At 59.8% G+C, this 17,672-nt stretch carries 16 protein-coding genes; 3 read left to right on the top strand and 13 right to left on the bottom strand.

The window, feature by feature from the left end; translation table 11 throughout:
• Positions 1-25 precede the first annotated feature (25 nt).
• The 12 genes from G5380_RS10780 to G5380_RS10835 all read right to left on the bottom strand — a co-directional run bounded on the left by G5380_RS10780 (position 26) and on the right by G5380_RS10835 (position 11,182).
• Positions 26-457 (bottom strand): prepilin-type N-terminal cleavage/methylation domain-containing protein, encoded by a 432-nt coding sequence (locus G5380_RS10780; RefSeq protein ID WP_319920144.1) that lies wholly within the window; start codon positions 455-457, stop codon positions 26-28.
• A gap of 14 nt (positions 458-471) precedes the next feature.
• On the bottom strand, positions 472-1,143 hold the full coding sequence (locus G5380_RS10785) for a prepilin-type N-terminal cleavage/methylation domain-containing protein (protein WP_106844142.1): 672 nt from the start codon (positions 1,141-1,143) through the stop codon (positions 472-474).
• 77 nt (positions 1,144-1,220) lie between these two features.
• Positions 1,221-1,682: a hypothetical protein gene (locus G5380_RS10790; protein WP_421208886.1), complete on the bottom strand. Its 462-nt coding sequence runs from the start codon at positions 1,680-1,682 to the stop codon at positions 1,221-1,223.
• Between the two features lie 145 nt (positions 1,683-1,827).
• Positions 1,828-3,048 (bottom strand): type II secretion system F family protein, encoded by a 1,221-nt coding sequence (locus tag G5380_RS10795; protein ID WP_111900319.1) that lies wholly within the window; start codon positions 3,046-3,048, stop codon positions 1,828-1,830.
• A gap of 3 nt (positions 3,049-3,051) precedes the next feature.
• On the bottom strand, positions 3,052-4,761 hold the full coding sequence (gene mshE / locus G5380_RS10800) for an MSHA fimbrial ATPase MshE (RefSeq protein ID WP_421352729.1): 1,710 nt from the start codon (positions 4,759-4,761) through the stop codon (positions 3,052-3,054).
• Positions 4,762-4,834: 73 nt separating this feature from the next.
• Entirely contained in the window at positions 4,835-5,917 is a 1,083-nt protein-coding gene (locus tag G5380_RS10805; protein ID WP_266134568.1) for a tetratricopeptide repeat protein, read from the bottom strand.
• A complete protein-coding gene (locus tag G5380_RS10810; RefSeq protein WP_128834792.1) occupies positions 5,914-6,816 on the bottom strand; it encodes an ExeA family protein in 903 nt (300 codons plus the stop codon). The genes G5380_RS10805 and G5380_RS10810 overlap by 4 nt, the downstream gene beginning before the upstream one ends.
• A 92-nt stretch (positions 6,817-6,908) precedes the next feature.
• Positions 6,909-8,585 carry a pilus (MSHA type) biogenesis protein MshL gene (gene mshL / locus G5380_RS10815; protein ID WP_216952745.1) on the bottom strand — a complete coding sequence of 559 codons (1,677 nt, stop codon included), beginning with the start codon at positions 8,583-8,585 and terminating at the stop codon, positions 6,909-6,911.
• A gap of 70 nt (positions 8,586-8,655) precedes the next feature.
• Entirely contained in the window at positions 8,656-8,985 is a 330-nt protein-coding gene (locus G5380_RS10820) for a SctD/MshK family protein (protein WP_106844136.1), read from the bottom strand.
• Positions 8,978-9,625, bottom strand: coding sequence for a type 4a pilus biogenesis protein PilO (pilO, locus tag G5380_RS10825; RefSeq protein WP_266134566.1), 648 nt, complete (start codon positions 9,623-9,625; stop codon positions 8,978-8,980). The genes G5380_RS10820 and pilO overlap by 8 nt, the downstream gene beginning before the upstream one ends.
• On the bottom strand, positions 9,625-10,218 hold the full coding sequence (locus G5380_RS10830) for a PilN domain-containing protein (RefSeq protein WP_128834786.1): 594 nt from the start codon (positions 10,216-10,218) through the stop codon (positions 9,625-9,627). Before G5380_RS10830 ends, pilO begins: the two co-directional genes overlap by 1 nt.
• A gap of 100 nt (positions 10,219-10,318) precedes the next feature.
• On the bottom strand, positions 10,319-11,182 hold the full coding sequence (locus G5380_RS10835) for an MSHA biogenesis protein MshI (protein WP_421205609.1): 864 nt from the start codon (positions 11,180-11,182) through the stop codon (positions 10,319-10,321).
• 86 nt (positions 11,183-11,268) lie between these two features.
• Here G5380_RS10835 and G5380_RS10840 point away from each other — a divergent pair, with 86 nt between their 5' ends.
• A complete protein-coding gene (locus G5380_RS10840; protein WP_421352730.1) occupies positions 11,269-12,192 on the top strand; it encodes a 1-aminocyclopropane-1-carboxylate deaminase/D-cysteine desulfhydrase in 924 nt (307 codons plus the stop codon).
• A gap of 64 nt (positions 12,193-12,256) precedes the next feature.
• On the opposite strand, the gene G5380_RS10845 is transcribed toward G5380_RS10840, so the two are convergent.
• Positions 12,257-14,185 carry an EAL domain-containing protein gene (locus G5380_RS10845; RefSeq protein ID WP_421352731.1) on the bottom strand — a complete coding sequence of 643 codons (1,929 nt, stop codon included), beginning with the start codon at positions 14,183-14,185 and terminating at the stop codon, positions 12,257-12,259.
• Between the two features lie 495 nt (positions 14,186-14,680).
• Here G5380_RS10845 and G5380_RS10850 point away from each other — a divergent pair, with 495 nt between their 5' ends.
• A complete protein-coding gene (locus tag G5380_RS10850; RefSeq protein ID WP_421352732.1) occupies positions 14,681-16,210 on the top strand; it encodes an EAL domain-containing protein in 1,530 nt (509 codons plus the stop codon).
• Between the two features lie 265 nt (positions 16,211-16,475).
• On the top strand, positions 16,476-17,573 hold the full coding sequence (locus G5380_RS10855; RefSeq protein WP_266134562.1) for a calcium:proton antiporter: 1,098 nt from the start codon (positions 16,476-16,478) through the stop codon (positions 17,571-17,573).
• The last annotated feature ends 99 nt before the right edge of the window (positions 17,574-17,672 follow it).

Below are 17,672 nucleotides of genomic sequence, written 5' to 3' on the forward strand. Positions count from 1 at the left end.
GCCAAAGCCTCGCTTGATAATTCAATCAGTTGCTACAACCTGTCACATCAACACTGAATGCAGCGGCTGAAGTGGCCTCATTGTATTTAACTTGGCAATTAGCGTTATTGCCAGCCGCCTTGGGCTTGAAGGTCCCTTTGGATGCAGATACTTCATCCCACCCATCTAAAGTAACGGCGTTTGCAATGGTACCTACTGTCGGATAGCCATACTTGGCATCGACGGTAGTGCCAGCAACAGAGACTGCCGCAGAAGAGTTTTCAATACCTTGGATAGCCGCCTTACTGTAAATCATCTGAGCCGCACTCTGTAGTGATGCTTTGACCCCATCAGCAGCTGCTTTACGCGCATCATCCTGCAGATTCAGGAACTTGGGTGCAGCGGTGACCGCCAGAATACCCAGAATAATGATCACGATAACCAGTTCGATCAGGGTAAAACCCGCCTGTTTTTTCATTTCACTTTCCTCTGTCAATTGATGTTGGTAGTCACCTGACCGGACGCCGGACGGTAACTGAAACTCATGAATGCATCAGTACTGCCTTGCGGATCCTGATACTTGCCATCGCTGCCCTTACTCAAACTATTGACCAGATAGTAACGACAGACCGAATCCAGTCCATTACTGCTCACAGTGGCATAGTATTTCAGGTCATTGCCGCTACCGCGTACTTCATTGAAGTTGGCCGTAGCCTTGGGCGGGTTTTGCAGCAACCCCTCCCAAATCTTGAGACAACGCTCTGCGCTCAGATTGGCCGGATCCACATCCGGATTGCCGCTGGCAGCAGTATCCATGGGATAGCCGGGAGACAACTCGCCGTTGCTGATCTGGGCATCGGTCGGCGTGGTCAGATAGAAGCGGCTGCCGTCATAGAGCACGGTATTGAGGCTATCCTGTTTGGCGCGCCCTTCCGCTTCCCACTGGGCCCGCACTAGCGACACTCCTGTTGCAAAACCACCCGAGACGCCCTCGACGCTGGCCTTTTTCGCCTCGTCGGTTACATCCAGAAAACGGGGCAACGCTGTTACCGCCAGGATCCCCAGGATCACGATAACGATCACCAGCTCAATCAGGGAGAAGCCGGCGGTCACTCTTGTCATCCCGTTATTTGGCATTGATGGTGCCATTGGTTTCATTTTCATGCTCCCTTGGTAATGGCCGATATTATTTCATGCAGACCTAAAAAAATCATGTAGTTGGGTCATATGATTAGCCTCATTCAAGGCTTTTTAATCACTCGCCCGTCGGAAAACAGATAAACCAGCCAATAACCATCCCACCCCATCTCGCACCCGCTGCCATCGGGGCGGGCCAGAAACTGCAAGGGTGGCATGCCCCCCTCCGTCTCTCCCACCAACGCCAGCCACAACTGACGACAATTTTCTGATGGTGATTGCAGGGGCAACAGTCCGAGTGGCCAGCCACGCTCATCAAATTGCCAACCATGACCCGCGCTATGCAGGGTGTCGGGGCGCCGTTCATTCAGCCAGATCCCGTGCAAACGCTGTGCCCGCTCCGCAAATTGCTCCCCCAGCAGGGTGAGCGAAAGCTGTTGCGCCTCCTCCCGGTTGATCTGATAGCTGCGCACCAGGGTCGTGACGATCACCATCAGCAGGATTATCACGGCGATCTGCCGATATCCGGCCAGCCAGCGATCATCCTGTTGTGTCTGTCTGTTCATCCACTCCTCGACTCCCTCGCCCTATTGCCTCTTACGACGCTCATCATGCCCAGCCACTCAGGTGTGAAGATGCCGAGTTACTTGCTACGAACCACTCACATCCCGCTCGCATCATGTCCCACCATTCTGGCGTGAAGATACGGGGTTACTTGCCTCTTACGGCCCTCATCATGTCCCACATCGGTGTGAAGATGCCCAGCGCCAGGATCAGCACCATCACCGCCACGATCCCGATCAGGATCGGCTCGATACGGGCGGTGAGACTCTTGAGGTCATAATCCACCTCCCGCTCGTAATACTCGGCCGCTTCGTGCAGCAGGTCATCGACCTGACCGGTCTCCTCCCCCACGGCGATCATCTGCATCACCAGCGGGGTGAACAGGCCGCTGCTGCTGGCGGTGCGCAGCAGGCTCTCGCCCCGCTCGATACCAGCGCGCATATCCCGCACTCGCCCCGCCATCCAAGCGTTATCCACCGCATCGGCCACCAGGGTCAGCGCGGTGTTCAGCGGCACCCCTGCCTTGAGCATCATGGAAAAACTGCGGGCAAAACGGGCCAGCAGGGAGCGCTCTATGATGGTGCCGACGATCGGCAACTTGAGCTGCCAACGGTGCCAGGTCAGCTTGCCCTTGGTGGTGGCAACCCAGCGGCGCCAACCGAACACCATCCCAGCCAGAATGGCGAGCAGCAGCCACCAGTAGTTGACAAAAAAGTGCGAGGTGGCGAGCAGAATGCGGGTCGCCAGCGGCAACTCCACCCCGAATTTGGCGAACATGCCGGCAAACACCGGGATCACCATGATATTGAGGATCACCATGGCGATACCGATGGCGATCATCACGAAGCTGGGGTAGCGCATGGCGGTCTTGATCCGCTTGCGGGTCTCCAGCTCCAGCTCGAAATAGTTGGCGAGCTGCAAAAAGGACTCTTCCAGCTGACCTGTGTTCTCACCCACATGGATGATGGCGACAAACAGGCTGCTGAATACCTTGGGGTGCGCCTGCATCGAGCTCGACAGCGGACGACCGTTGCCGAGATCTTCCCCCAGCGAGTGAAGCGCCCGCTTGAGCGGCTTGCTGTGAGTGCTCTCCTCCAGCCCGGCGATGGCGCGCAGGATCGGGATCCCGGCCCGGGTCAGGGCATACATCTGACGGCTGAAGATCACCAGCTCATCCAGCTTGACGCCCCCTTCCAGCAACAGTGACCAGTCGATGGCGGCGGATTTGGCCTTGCCCGGTTTGAGCTCGGTCGGCATCACGCCACGGCGCATCAGCTGTTCGGCGGCCGCCATCTCGTTGGCCGCTTCGACCACGCCACTGGTGGCGTTGCCCTGGCTGTCACGCCCCTTGTAGGCAAAGTTAGCCATCGCTTACCCCAAATCCTCGGCCAGTCGCAGCACCTCGTCCACCGAGGTGACCCCCTGACGTGCATAATCGAGGGCGGTGAGGGCAAGCGGCCGGTAGTGTTCGTGTTGACGGGCCGCCTTGGCGAACCCTTCCGCATCGTTGCGGCGCAGGGCATCCATCATCGGCTGATCCAGCTCCAACAGCTCGTAGACCCCGATACGGCCGGAATAACCGGTAAAGTTGCAACTCTGGCAACCCCGCCCCTTGTGATAGGTGTGTTGGCCGGGCGCCTCGCCGGAGAGCACTGTGAGCCAGGTGGCCTGCCCTTCGTCGGGCGCCTTCTCCTCGACGCAGTGCTCACATACCCGCCGCACCAGCCGCTGGGCGACCACCGCCCGCAGGGCACTCGCCACCAGATAGCCGGGCGCCCCCATGTCGATAAGGCGCAAGGCACTGGTCACCGCATCGTTGGTGTGCAGGGTGGTCAGCACCAGGTGACCGGTGATGGCGCCACGCAGACCGATCTCCACCGTCTCGTTGTCCCGCATCTCACCCACCAGCAGGATGTCCGGGTCCTGGCGCAGGGTGGAACGCAGCACATGGGAAAAGGTGAGACCGATCTTGGGATTGACCTGCACCTGGCTGATACGGGGCAGACGATACTCCACCGGGTCTTCTACCGTGATGATCTTGTTACTGGACTGGTTGAGCTCGGAGAGGGCGCCATAGAGGGTGGTGGTCTTGCCGCTCCCGGTCGGGCCGGTCACCAGGATCATCCCGTGCGGCCGTTTGAGTTGACGACGGAAACGGGTCAGGATCTCAGGCGGCATGCCGGTCTCGGTCAGCGACAGGATGCCGGAGGATTGATCCAGCAGACGCATCACCACAGACTCGCCATACTGCACCGGCATGGTGGACATCCGCACATCCACATCACGGCCGCGCACCTTCATGTTGAAACGGCCATCCTGCGGCAAGCGCTTCTCGGAGATATCGAGCCCGGCCACCAGCTTGAGACGCAGCACCAGCGCCTGGGCGATGCGCACCTCGTTGAGGATATTCTCGTGGAGGATGCCGTCGATCCGCTGGCGAATGCGCAGCACCTTCTCGTCCGGCTCGATGTGGATATCCGACGCTCCCACCTGCACCGCATCCTCGAACAGGGAGCGCAGCAGCTTGGCCACCGTCGCCTCCCCCTCGTCATTGGCCCCCAGATTACCTGAACCCAACTCGAAGCCGGAGTCCTGATACTCCTCCTGCAGCTGTTCGGCGAAGCTCTCAATCTCGCGGGTGCGGCGATAGAGGCGGTCAAAATAGTCCAGCAACTGCCCTTCCCGCGCGACCGCCAGCACCATATCCCGCGGGCTCAGCAAGGCAGCAATGGCATCCAGCGCACTCAAGTCCGCCGGATCCGACATGGCTACCGTCACCTTGTCGTCGGTAAGGTTGACCGCCAGCGCCCGATAACGGCGCGCCTGCACTTCGGGCAGCAGCGGCACCGCGGCGGCATCGATGGTGAGGTTATTGAGATCGAAGAAGGGTACATCCAGCTGGCGAGCGAGGAACTGCAGCAGCTGTACCTCGCTGATAAAGCCGAGGTCAATCAGAGTGGTACCCAGTTTGCGTCCGGTCTGACGCTGCTGCTGCAGGGCAAGCTGCAACTGATCATCAGAGATGATCTGCTCCTGAACCAGCAGGTCGCCGAGGCGCATTTTCAGTCTGGGTTGTGCCATGTTTGCTCCGATATCTGTTACTTCACACCCGTTGCCGCATCCGATGAGGCTTCGCTCATCGAATCTGCGTTTATCAAGGGGTTAGTTGGCCAATTCGTTGTTCCAGCCAGTTGGTCGACGCCTCGCCGAGATTGCCGTGCAGCAGGGCGTTGCGATAGGCATCGAGTGCCCGCTGGCTGTGCCCCTGACCATCCTCGGCGACACCGAGACCAAGCCACCAGCGGCCCTGATCCGGCTGCTGGCGCAGCAGCTTCACATAGAGCGCCGCCGCATCGGCATTTTGACCCAGCTCCTGGGTCAGACCCGCCCAAGTGGCGTAATAGTCCAGGTTGCTGGCAAGATCAGGTTGATAACCGGACAACCAGCCAAGCGCCTGCTGTTGCTGCCCCTCGTTGATGGCAAGACGGGCCAGCAGCAGACGAAAATCGGCCTGTTGGGGATCGAGCCGGATCCCCTCCTCCAGCAGCTGGCGCGCCTCGGTCAGGCGCCCCTCGCCGTAGAGCAACCCCGCCAGTTGCTCGCGCGCCCCCTGGTTATAGGGGTCGTGGGCCAGCACCTGATAGTAGTTGTCCTGCGCATCCCGCAGGCTTCCCTTGGCCATGGCGGTCGTCGCCTTGCGCTCCGCCAGTGCCGCCAGCTCCTTGGCCGACAGCTCGACCGTCTCGATCTTCAATATGCCCGGTTTACGCGGGGCGCTGGCGACAGCCTGCTGCTCTGCCGCCAGTTCGGCGTAGAGCTCGGGCTGCAGCTCTTCATCGGTCGGCTCCGAATCGTCAACATCGCTGGAGGCATCAAAGGGGGCACCATCGGCCATCTCTCCCTCTACCTGCCCGCCAGCGGTATCAGCCACTCTCTCATCCCCACCCGGCAACGGCAGCGCAGCGGCCACTGCGACCGGCTCGGGCGGATTGACTGGCTCGGCGGCCCGTGTCACCACATCGGGAACCACCACTTCGCTGGCGGCGACGACAGGGTGTGTCTGCTGCCAGTAGATCCAGGTGCGCCAACCGAGGATCCCCAATGCCAGACCACAGATCAGGGTCAGCAGCAACATCCACCACCCCTGCTGGCGCGCAGGGGCAATATAGACGGCAGTTCCCTCGGCGCCTTGCTGGCGCCGATCCAGATCTTTCAGCATCTGGTTGATAACGCTCATGGCCAGACTCCATAAGCCAGGGCGCACCCCAGCAACAGTAACAGTAACAGTAACAGGGGCCACCAGCGCAATGGCGCAAAGCGGCTGGCATCGTCGGTATCGCGAATGGCGAGCCTCACCAGACGGCTATCGATCCGGCGCCTCCCCTGACCGTAGGCCAGCATCAGGCACTTGTGCGCCAGGATGTTGATAAGTCTCGGGATCCCTCGCGAGGCCCGCCACAGCATCCGCATGGCGCGGCCGGCAAACAGTGGTGCCCCGCGGTAGCCGGAGACCTGCAATCTGTGCTCCAGATAGGCGCGGGTCTCGTCAAAGCGCAGCGGGCGCAGGCAGTATGAAAAGCCGATCCGCTGGCGCAGTTGGCGCAGGTGGGGCCTGGCCAGTCTGATATCCAGCTCCGGCTGGCCGAACAGCACAATCTGCAGCAGCTTGCTCGATTCGGTCTCGAGATTGCCAAACAGGCGAATCGCCTCCAGAGTCTCGTCAGGCAGCGCCTGGGCCTCATCGATCAGCACCACCACCCGACTGCCCTGCTGGTGCAGGCTGATCAGGTGACGATGGATGCGATCGGTAAGATCCAGCTCACTCTGCTCCCGCACCGACAACCCCAGTTCCAGCGCCAGCGCTGTGCGCAGCTCGGCCGGGCTGAGGTGGGGATTGGGCAACCAGGCGAGCCGCACCGGGCACTCTTCCGAGCCCAGCTCGCTCAGCAGTTTTCGGCAGAGCAGGGTCTTGCCGGTACCCACCTCGCCGGTCACCTTGATAAATCCCTCCCCTTGCGCCAGCGCCCAATTGAGCACCTGTTGCGCCTCCTCGTGAGGGGGCAGGCCGTAGTAGAAGCCGGTATTGGGGGTGAGGCCGAACGGCGCCTCCTGCAGGCCGAAGTGGCTCAGGTACATGGGCGCTCACCAGCCAGTACGGGGAACCTGCGACCGCGAGCCTCGGCCCGCAGTACGGCGGAATGGAAAGATGCCAATCGCCAGCTCATGGCTTACCCCTTCGCCGGATACCACTTGTCGAGCAGATCTGCGGAACGCTGCAGCTCGTTTTGCCAGGTATCTTTCTCCACCACGGTCGGTTTGAGCATGATCACCAGCTCCACCTTCTTGGTGCTCTCGCGACGATTGGTAAAGGCTTCGCCCACCCAGGGAATATCTCCCAGCAGCGGCACCTTGCTGACGATCTCCTGCTTGTCGGTCTTCATCAGACCACCGATGACGATAATGTCGCCGTTATTGGCCTGCACCACGGTATCGGACTCGCGGATCGAGCTCTTGGCGAGCGGCAGCTCCAGCGGTTTGGCGGTACCGACGTTGATGGTCTTCTTCTGCTCTTCTGTGTCGATAACGGAAGGGTGGATATGGAGCAGCACCTTGCCCTCTTCATCGATTTGCGGCGTTACGTCCAGCGCAATACCGGAGAAGAAGGGGGTCAGCTCCACATTGGGGGTCACGATAGGTTCGGCCGTGCCGGTCGAGGTCACCGTAGTGGTCGAGGCATTGGTGACGAAATATTCGTCCGTCCCCACCTTGATCACCGCCTTCTGGTTGTTGGTCGCAGTGACCCTCGGGCTTGAGAGGGTATTCACATCGCCCTGGGTCTTGAGCAGGTTGACCGCCACCTCGAAGTTGCCATCAGAGATCGTGAAACCGGCGCCGCCGCCCAGCGCACTGAAGATCTGGTTGGGGGTGGTGGGCAGCTGGGTCTTGGCAAGTGACTGACCGCCGGTAATACCCTTGCCGCCATCCCAACTGGCGGAGAGACCGCTCCAGTCAACCCCCTGCTCATACCCTTCGTTGAGGGCGACTTCGATGATCCGCGCCTCCAGCACCACCTGGCGCTTGAGGTGACTCTCGGATTGATTGAGGAATTCACGTACCGCCTTGAGCTCCTTCGGATAGGCGCGAATAGTGACCAGGCCCGCCTGCGGGCTGGTGATCACGGCGCGACCATCACCCGTGCCAATCAGGGTCTGCAGGGAGTCGCGCAGATCGGTCCAGTAGTCGCTGTTGGTGTCAGTCTCGATCCGGGTACCGTTGCTGTTGTCACCGCTCGAGTTGTTGCTGGAGGAGCTGTTGCTGCCGCTGTTGTTGGACGCGCTGTCGAAACTGCTGTTATTGCTGCCATTGTTGTTGTCATTGGCAGTCACCCCGCCGGTGCTGACCGAGGTGCGGGAGAGGCCACGGCGGGACATCATCAGATAGTTGACCGGAATGGTTTCGGTGCGCAGACCCGCCGGATAGATGTGGAAGACATTGCCCTTGCGCTGCACGTCGAAGCCATACATGTCACCTACCACCGCCAGCACCTCCGGCAGGGTCACATCCTTGAGCTCGACCGAGACCAGCCCGGCCACCCCGGGATGAACCGCCACGCTGTAGCGGGAGCCCTTGAACAGGGAACCGAAAAACTCCACCGCCTCCACGTCGTGAGCCGCGATGCGCAGCCGCTTCTCCGGCATGCCGACCGGCATCTGCGGCCGGTTCAGCTGCAGCAATTCACTCTGCACCGATTTGGGCAAGGCGGTCAGCGGGGCAGCCTGCTTCTGCTGTTCGTTCATGGCCTGTTTGAGAGCATCCTTGGCCTGGGTCGGCTCGGGGTGCTGATACGTGGTACAGCCTGCGGCCATCATGGCCATGGTGATCAGACAGAGACGGTGTTTTTTCATGTAATTAGAGCACCCTGACTTGCAATTAAACTCGATAAAGCCGCTCCACCTCTCGAAAGGCAAGCACGACTCAAACCCGGATCTTGCTGGCAAAGAGTGTGACCGCATGGCGTTTGCCCGCCTTTTCCAGCACCACGGCATCTGCCGTGATGGCCACCAGCGTATAGCCATCCACCTGTTGCCCGACCCGATAACTCTTGCCATTGAGCACCGCCAGCGCCGGGCCATTGCCCAGCACCACACTCTGCAGCTTCGGTAAACCGGTGTTGCTCTCGCCGGTCGCACGGGCGCCAATCGCCACATCCGCCAGCGGTGCGGTGGGATCCTGCAATACCTCGACCTGCTCCGCCTTTACCAGCACGCTGAACAGGCAACAGCACAACGCAAACACTCTAGCCACGGATAAACTCCTTGCTGGTACTCAGGGTGTAGATCTCCATCTCCACCACCGCGCCGGGATAGGATTTGACCCGGTAGTCGAACTGCTTCCAGTAAAAGTGGCGCGGCAAGGCTTCCAGCGCTTTGAGATATTGATAAACATCGAAATAGCCGCCTTCTAGCTGAAGCCGGATACCATGTTTGTAGAGATTGACCTTCTGTTCTCCCGCCATCAGCGGGGTCGGCTCCAGCGAACTGAGCGCCAGCATGTGAAGGTTGGCGGAGCGGGAGAGCAGCGCCTCCAGCACCTGCGGCATCTCGTGCGCCGGGATCAGATCGACGGTCTGGGCCTTCAGCTCATCGTCGATCCGGGCCAGATCCGCTTCGACCTGCGCCAGCTGGTCGCGAACGCCCTGATTGGGATCCCGCTTGAGCCGAGCCTGTTTGCCGAGGTTCTCCAGCTCCATGATTTCGAGGTCGCGCTCGGCGGCGCTCAGGGCCATGCGATCCTGCTGCAGGCGGGTATCGGCGCCATCGAGCCAACCGTAGATGCTACCAGCGCCCAGCAAAACCAGACCGGTAAGCAGGATCAACACCCGCTCCCGCTGGCTCAACAGGGCGATACGCTGGCCCCACGCCTGCCATTGTGCTTTCAGGTTCATCAGGGTTTCTCCCGCGCGATGCCGCTCAACTGGAAGGTCAGACGACCCTCCTCGTCACGGCCGAGGGTCAGTTCACCAAACTCCTTGCCTACCAGACTCGGGGTCTGCTTGAAGCGGTTGACCCAGGCCGGCACATCCTGACTGCGTCCGGCAAAACCGGAGAGGTTGATCCGCCCTTCGTTGATCTCGATGCGCTGCAACGAGAGGTTGCTGCTGCGAATGCGGGAGAGATCCGCCATCACGCTGGCATAGCCCTGGGATTTTTGCAGAGACAGGCTACCGAGCTGACGCATCAGCCCCTGCTTGGCGGTCAGCTCATCCCGTTTATTGACCAGTTGCTGTTGCAGCCGGGGATCCGCCTGATGGCGCGCAAGCTCGGCATCGAGGCGTCTGGCCTCGCTGCGCTTGAGCTCCAGCTCGGCGGTGCGTTGCGCTAGCGCCCGGCTGACCTGTTGCTGCTGCCAGCTGTAACCGATAGCCGTCAGCAGGATCAGCAACAGCGCAACACCCCATACCAACGCCATCTGATTGAGGCTGGCCCACTGCCGCTTGGGACGAAACTCGGCACCATAGAGGTTTATCTGACGTTTCATCACGCATCCTCCCCGATGGCGGCTGCGTAGGCAGAAAGGTATTCGACGCCAGCCAGCAACATTGTCTTGTTGACCATGGCAGCAAGGGGGAATAACACTCTCATTGATCATCCCCCAATGCGGCAGCATAAGCCGAGAGGTATTCGACGCCGGCCAGCACCGCCTTGTTGGCCATGGCGGAGACGGCAAAGCCGAAGGTCTGCTCCATGTGACGCACCAGGGTACCGATAAAGGGCGAAGCGACGGCAAACTGCATCTGCCCCAGCTCGGGCAATTTGAGCTGGCCCGCCAGATAGTCGAGGGAGCGCTGGATCTCCAGCGCCAGTGAATCGAGCAGCATGGCGTCAGGCTCATGTTCGCCGGTCAGGCTGGTGAAACCGCGCAGCTGGCGGGAGAAGCAGAGCCCCCCCTGATGGAAGACCAGCAGTTGCAGATCCTGCCCCTTGGGCTGCCACAGCAGCATGCGCACAGTGTCATCCGCTTCATAGAGAGAGGTGAGCGCCAGCTCGTCGCTGATGATGGATTGCAGGGTGGCGATGCCGTTGATGGCATCGGCCAGCTGTTGCACCCGGCTCTTGGGCAGGCAGATCACATTGATGCGCGGACGACCGGCAGGCGGGGTGGGCAAGTCCACATAATCCATCGCCAGTTGCAGCACGGGTTCGCTGACATAGTCCTTGATGGCCCAGGGGAGCGCCCCCGCCATCTCGGCGTCAGGCACGGCAGGCTTGTCGATCTGGATCTGTTGATAAAGGCTGGCGGCGAGGGCTACCCGCACTTTAGACTTGGCCAGCCCATAACGGCTGAACAGCTCGTTCATGGCCACAGCCCACTCCTGTGGGCCGTTGATGGTGCGCGTCGCGAAGACGGGGGGATTGCCCACTGCAGCCAGCATGATCCTGTCATTGGCCAACAAGAGCCCGACCTGGCGGCTTGGCGTCGACCGTCTGAACAGTTTTTTCATGTAAGCCCGCCCATCAATAGTGATTAAATGTATGAAATACTAACATAAACAGCAGATTAGCCTCTATATAAAAGACGGACTCACCATTGCAAGCCAGCCTTCCAGCCGAGCCAGAGGGGGCAGCTATCCTGCCCTCCCCCCTGCACCCCCTCCACCACCCGTTGCTGACCCGCTACGGCGTCGAACTCTGGTGCAAGCGGGATGATCTGATCCATCCGACCATCTCCGGCAACAAGTGGCGCAAGCTCAAATACCACCTGCTTCATGCCAGAGAGCACGGCAAACGGCATCTACTCTCGTTTGGTGGCGCCTACTCCAATCACATCCATGCACTGGCAGCAGCAGGGTGCCAATCTGGCCTTCGAACTACCGGTATCATACGGGGCGAATCTGATGCCGTCAGCAATACCACCCTGAGGGATGCCAGACGCTGGGGTATGGATCTCGTTTTCGTCGACCGCCAGAGTTACCGCCGTCGCCAGGATCCCGACTGGCTGGCCCAATTCGATGCACCCGATACCCTGATCGTGCCGGAAGGGGGCAGCAGCCCGCTGGCTATCCCCGGGGTTGCCGAACTGGTCGGCGAGGTACCCTTCTCGCCGGATCTCTGGGTACTGCCCTGTGCCAGCGGCGGCACCCTGGCGGGCCTAATCGCTGGCAAACAGGACCGGGAGCAGATCCTCGCCATTGCGGTACTGAAAGGAGGCGGCTTTATCGCTGACGAGGTGTGTCGCCTCCATCCCGCTGCCGCCAGCATCCCCAGCTGGCGGGTCGCACTCGATCACCACGATGGTGGCTACGCCAAATTCAGCCCGGCCCTCTGGCAGTGGGTTCAAGATTTCAGCGCCGAAACAGGTCTGCCTTTGGAGCCCATCTACAGCGGCAAGGCGATGTGGGGGCTGTTTCGCGAGCTGGCTGCGGGCCGCATCGCCCCCGGCAGCAAGATTGTCTTTATCCATACCGGCGGCATGCAGGGATTGGCCGGACTGCGGGAGCAGGGGCGACTGTGAGCCCCGCCTGACGGCAACCGAAAACGAGAGAGGGTCGCCCCACGACGACCCTCTCTTGTTTATCTCAATCACCAGCCGGCTCCTGCACCAACCGGCGTGGCTCGGCAAACCAGGGCCCCTGCCCGGCATGCACCCCGAGGTGGCGCAGCATCTTCCACTCATCACCACTCTCTACCCCCACCGCCAGCACCCGGGTACGGGTATTGGCGCAGCCCCCCACCAGACTGCGGACCGCCATCTGGTTCACCTGTCGGGCGTGAATCTCCCGCACCAGGCTGGGGTGCAGCTTGAGGAAGTTGATCTCGAACTCCTTAATGTACTGGGTGCTCACCACATCCTGGCCAGCATGATCGATGGCCAGCTGGCAGCCCAGCATGCGCAGGGAGCGCAGCGGCCGCTTGAGTGCTTCGAAGTGGCGTGTGACCTGAGCCTCCGAGAGCTGCAGGATCAACCGCTCGTTGATGCTGCGCGGCAGCTGGAACAGGGCGAAGAAGAGCCAGCGCTGGAACTCGCGGTTGAGCAGACTCTGGGCACTCAGGGTCAGAGTGATGGGACAGCTCTGCTCGGAACGCTGGCGCAGCAACACCAGCGTTTGCTCCGCCACCAGCCGATCCAGTTGCAGCAGCAGGCCCACCTTCTCCGCCATTGGCATGAAGATCCCTGCTTGCAGTTCCCGCCCCTGCTCATCGTGGATATAGGTGAGCAGATCCTGCTGCAGTACCACCTGATCCCGATCCTGCTGGACCGGTTGGGTATAAAAATCGATCCCCTGCTCTTCAAGACGGCGACTGATGAGGGTGCGCCAGCGCACCGTCCCCTTGCTGCTCTGCTCCTCGTCCAGCTGCTTTTCATAGAGGAACCAGCCGTTGTGCCCCTGCAGACGTGCACTCTTGAGGGCCAGCTCGGCCTCCTCCTGCACCTTGAGCAGAGTGTCTTGCGCCTGGTAGCAGACAGCCCCGATATAGATGGCCGTCTCCGGATTGACCTGCTGCGGCCAGTGTAGCCGTTGCAGACTCTTGAGCAGCTGGCTGGCACTGTCCACCATCTCGCTCTCCGACATGTTGGGCAACAATACCGCAAAGACATGTCCGGCATAACGAGCCTGCAAGGCACCGTTATGCTTGCGCACAAAAGCACTGATCACGGCGCTCGCCTCCAGCAGCAGATCATGCCCCTGCAGCTCGAACTGCTCCGCTTCCAGCTCTTCCAGACAGGCGAGTTCAATCAGCAAGACACCGCCACTCATCACGCTCGCCTCCATGATAGCGCTCTCGAGCCGGTTATCGAAGAAGAGGCGGTTGCCGATGCCGGTCATCTTGTCGACGAAGGCGTTGCTGCGAATGAAGTTGTCGAAGCGGCTGCGCTCCTTGCGGGCATCCGCCAGCTCGGCGAGCAGATGATCGAGGGCCTGACTGGCGGCCACCGGCCACTCTTCGACGGGGTCATGGCTCAGTTTGGAGAGCTTGTCATCGAGGATCAGCTGGGCGCGAATGCCCAGCAGCTCGGCGCCGCGCAACTGCTGACGCAACCAGCGGATGGAGTACCAGAGACCGAACACCACGATGAAGATCCCGAACGAGATGCCCGACATCGCCTTGATGGAGTACTCCGCCTCCTTGAAGGGGCGCTCCAGCTTGAAGCTGGCCTGCATGCCAGCCTGATGGGGCAGCGGATGGCTGTATGGCACCAGCAGCGGTTCATCAACCGGACGCTGTACGTCACGGAACCAGTAGACCCGCTGGTCATTCTGGCGCACCTCCAGCTCCACCACATGAGCCGCCCGCAGCAAGGTGGGCAACCAGCGGCTCATATCCTCCATACCGTGAGCAACGTCGAGTTGCTTGTCGATCACCTCGACCAGCGCATCGACCTTCTTTTGCTGCAACTCCATGCCCAGCTCGCGAAAGCTGAACACCCCGCCAATCAGCACGGTCGCCATGGCAGCGATCACGCACAAGGTAATAAACGAGACAAGATGTGTTGTGAGTTTCATGTGCCTTTCCGTGTGCCCGGCATCATCCATTGGAGTTCATGGTAGCAGTGGCGCTGTGGCCATCACTATGGACGGGGATCCCGCTTCTGTAATTTAAGCGGGGCAGCATACCCAAAGCAGCGGGAGAATACCAAGGAAGGTACACAGGTGGAGCAGGGGAAGATAGCAGACAGAAAAATGGTCCCTCAAAAGGGACCAAAAGGAACACTCATATCAAAACTAACACTCTGTGCTACTGACAAAAAACAGATACAGGAGTATTGAACACACGGTGAGTCAAACCGCAGGGGTACTCTAAAGCAGTTCGGATAAGTTGAGCAATTGTCATTTATGACAGGTCAGCGATTGAATCTTTTCAAGGTTAATAATAAAAACATTTAAAATCATATATTTAAAAAATCATCCAATAAGTGTGACAAGCAGAGCTCAAATTGATTGTACTAATGCACTATGATGGCTTGACCCATTTGTGTCTCGTGAAACTGGCAGGCGCCCTTGTTACGCATCACCCCCCTCTGGATCACTGTACTGCTACTGCTCTTGCCCATCCTGGCAAGCCAGTCCGTCGGTCTGTGGCTAACAAAACCGATGGCCAACCACCTGCTTGAGCAGAAGGTGGCCGAGATAAAGCGAGCCATGGCGATACGCCATCACACGCTGGACAAGGCCATGAGCGAGCAGCTGACGCTGTTTGATTTCGATTGTGGTGCCAACGACATGGCACTGCTGCGGGATCCCCGCTTTTACAACACCCATATTCGTCTGCAGGGGCTGGAACTGGCATCAGGGAAAAGCTGCTCAAGCCTGGGTGTGGGTATTTCGCTCATCAAAAACGCCAACCAGGATGGCGCCCTCCCCGACAAACTGGGGCTGACTGCTACAACGGCCAGTTTCAATACGGAACAGGAGATGGTTGCCTACTACAAAAACGGCGGCAACATTGCCTACTGGGTGCTCGATAACAGCTGGAGCCACGATCTGCTACAGCTCCCCTGCAGTGACTGTTTCTATCTGGAGTTCAGCCAGCGGGATCCCGCAGCGATGACCCCCCACTTCCCGCGCGGTGACCGGACCATCAAGCTGGAAGAGGGCAGCCGCAGCCTGAGCTTCTTTGATCAGGACAAACTGACCCGACAAACCATCTGGGCCGGTTCTGCACTGGATCTGTATGCTCGCGAGCAAGTCAGACGAATCGCACTCTGGAGCGGCACTATCCTGGGCCTGCTGCTGGTGACCGCTTACTGGTCGCTGCGAAACTATCGCCGCTCGCTCAAGGGGCTATTGCAGGCCGGATTGGTGCGCCAGGAGTTCATCCCCTTCTATCAACCCGTGGTGGATCTTCGAACCTGGCAGGTTGCCGGTTTTGAGGCGCTGCTACGCTGGCAACGTGGACACGAGCTGATCCCCCCGAGCGCTTTCATCGAATATGCTGAAGATCAGGGACTTATCCTGCCTATCACCAGGCAGTTGCTGGAGCAGGTGATCACGGATCTGCCGCTGTTGCCACCAGAGCAGTGGATCAGTGTCAATCTGATGGCCACCCATATCGAACAACCCTTGCTGCGCAACATGTTGAGTGAACACCATAACCCTTCGCCCGAGCGCCTTACCTTCGAGCTGACCGAACGCAAGCCGATCCTCGACATCAAAGCCGCTACCGAGGAGATCACCCTGTTGCAGCAGATGGGATATCACTTCAAACTGGATGATTTCGGTACCGGCTACGGTGGTTTTGCCTACCTGCAGAGCCTCGGGATCCGCCAGATCAAGATCGACAAGATGTTCGTCGATACCATAGGCACCAACGACCTCAAACGCAGCGTGCTGGATGCCATCATCACGTTTGGCCTGGAATCAGGCATGGAGATGATTGCGGAAGGGGTTGAGACGCGGGAACAGGTTGATTACTTGCGGCAACACGGCGTCTATCTGATCCAGGGTTACGTCTTTGGCAGGCCCATGGCGCTGGCAGATCTTGCCATCTGGCAGCAGACATGGCCTCCACAATATTCGCAAGAGAGCTGACACCGATATTGCACAGGCCAGCGCTGGCAGGGCTCCCCCCACCGGGAGCACACGCACCCTTTTGCACAGAGGCTGACACTCCCAAAGCCTCTGCCACGACCTGGCTCATCGCCCTTGAACCACCATTTACATTCAGCAACAAAATGATCTGCCCCTGAGAGGATGGAACCCTTATCATAAGCATTCGGCTAGCGTGAGCACCTTCACGCACGCCTCCCATCAATCCCTGTCGGCCAGCGCCGTCCCGAGATGAGAACCATTGCCTATGAAGACATTTATCCGGCAAGAGATTGCCCTGCCCGTCGGCCTGCTGACCCTGCTCTTTTTCAAGACGATCGGGAGCGACCTGCTGACAGAGACAACTCCGCTCGGGATCTATCTTCCAGTTTCGGCGGCGCTGCTAGCCATCGTCACCTGGGCCATCTTCTCGGTGGTGCGCCACTCAGATGCCCTCGCCATCAAGCTAGGCGAGCCCTTCGGCACCCTGATCCTCACCCTCTCGGTCATCTCGCTGGAGGTGGTGATGATCTCCTCGGTGATGCTGACCGGCGAGCCCAACCCCACCATGGCCCGCGATACCATGTTTGCGGTAGTGATGCTGGTGAGTACCGGTCTGGTGGGCTTCACCCTGCTGTTTGGCGGCTGGCGCTACCACACCCAGAGCTTCAATCTGGACGGAGTGAAATCCTATCTGGTGGCCATCATCCCGCTGGCCCTGCTCTGTCTGGTACTGCCCAACTTCACCGAGGGCGGTGCAATCGGCAGCATGTCGCGCGCCATGTCGTGGATGCTGATCATCATCTCGATCCTGCTCTACGGGGTCTTTCTGCTGATCCAGACCCGCAGCCACAGCCACTTCTTCGTCGACAGCGATCACGAGGATTACGAGGAGCACCACGGCCCGCTGCAGAGCAACGTCTATCACACCATCCTGCTGCTCGCCTACCTGCTGGTGGTAATCCTGCTGGCCAAGACCCTGGCCATCCCCATCAACTACGGGGTGCATGTGATGGACGCGCCCGCCGCACTGGGCGGCTTTATCGTCGCCTGCATCGTGCTGGCTCCCGAAGCAGTCGGCGCCATCAAAGCCGCCTTCAACAACCAGTTGCAGCGAGCAATGAACCTCTACTTCGGCTCGGTGCTGGCCACCATCGCCCTCACCGTACCTGCCGTGCTCTTTATCGGCTCCATGCTGGGTCAGGAGGTACGCCTCGGCCTCTCCCCCGCCGATATGGTGCTGCTGGTCACGACCCTGATGGTCTGTAAAGTGACCTTCAGCAGCGGCCGCACCAATGTGCTCCATGGTGCGACCCATCTGGTGTTGTTCGTGGTCTATCTGTTCCTGATGTTCGAACACGAATAACCGCGTTCAACCAACGTCAGAAACGCAAAGACCGCCCGATTGGGCGGTCTTTTGTTATCTGCTCCCGGCGGTCACCGGCGCCACTGAAGCGGCTTCCCC

Origin of the sequence: Aeromonas sp. 604443 (genome assembly GCF_049170315.1) — a bacterium.
GTDB lineage: Bacteria > Pseudomonadota > Gammaproteobacteria > Enterobacterales > Aeromonadaceae > Aeromonas > Aeromonas veronii_A.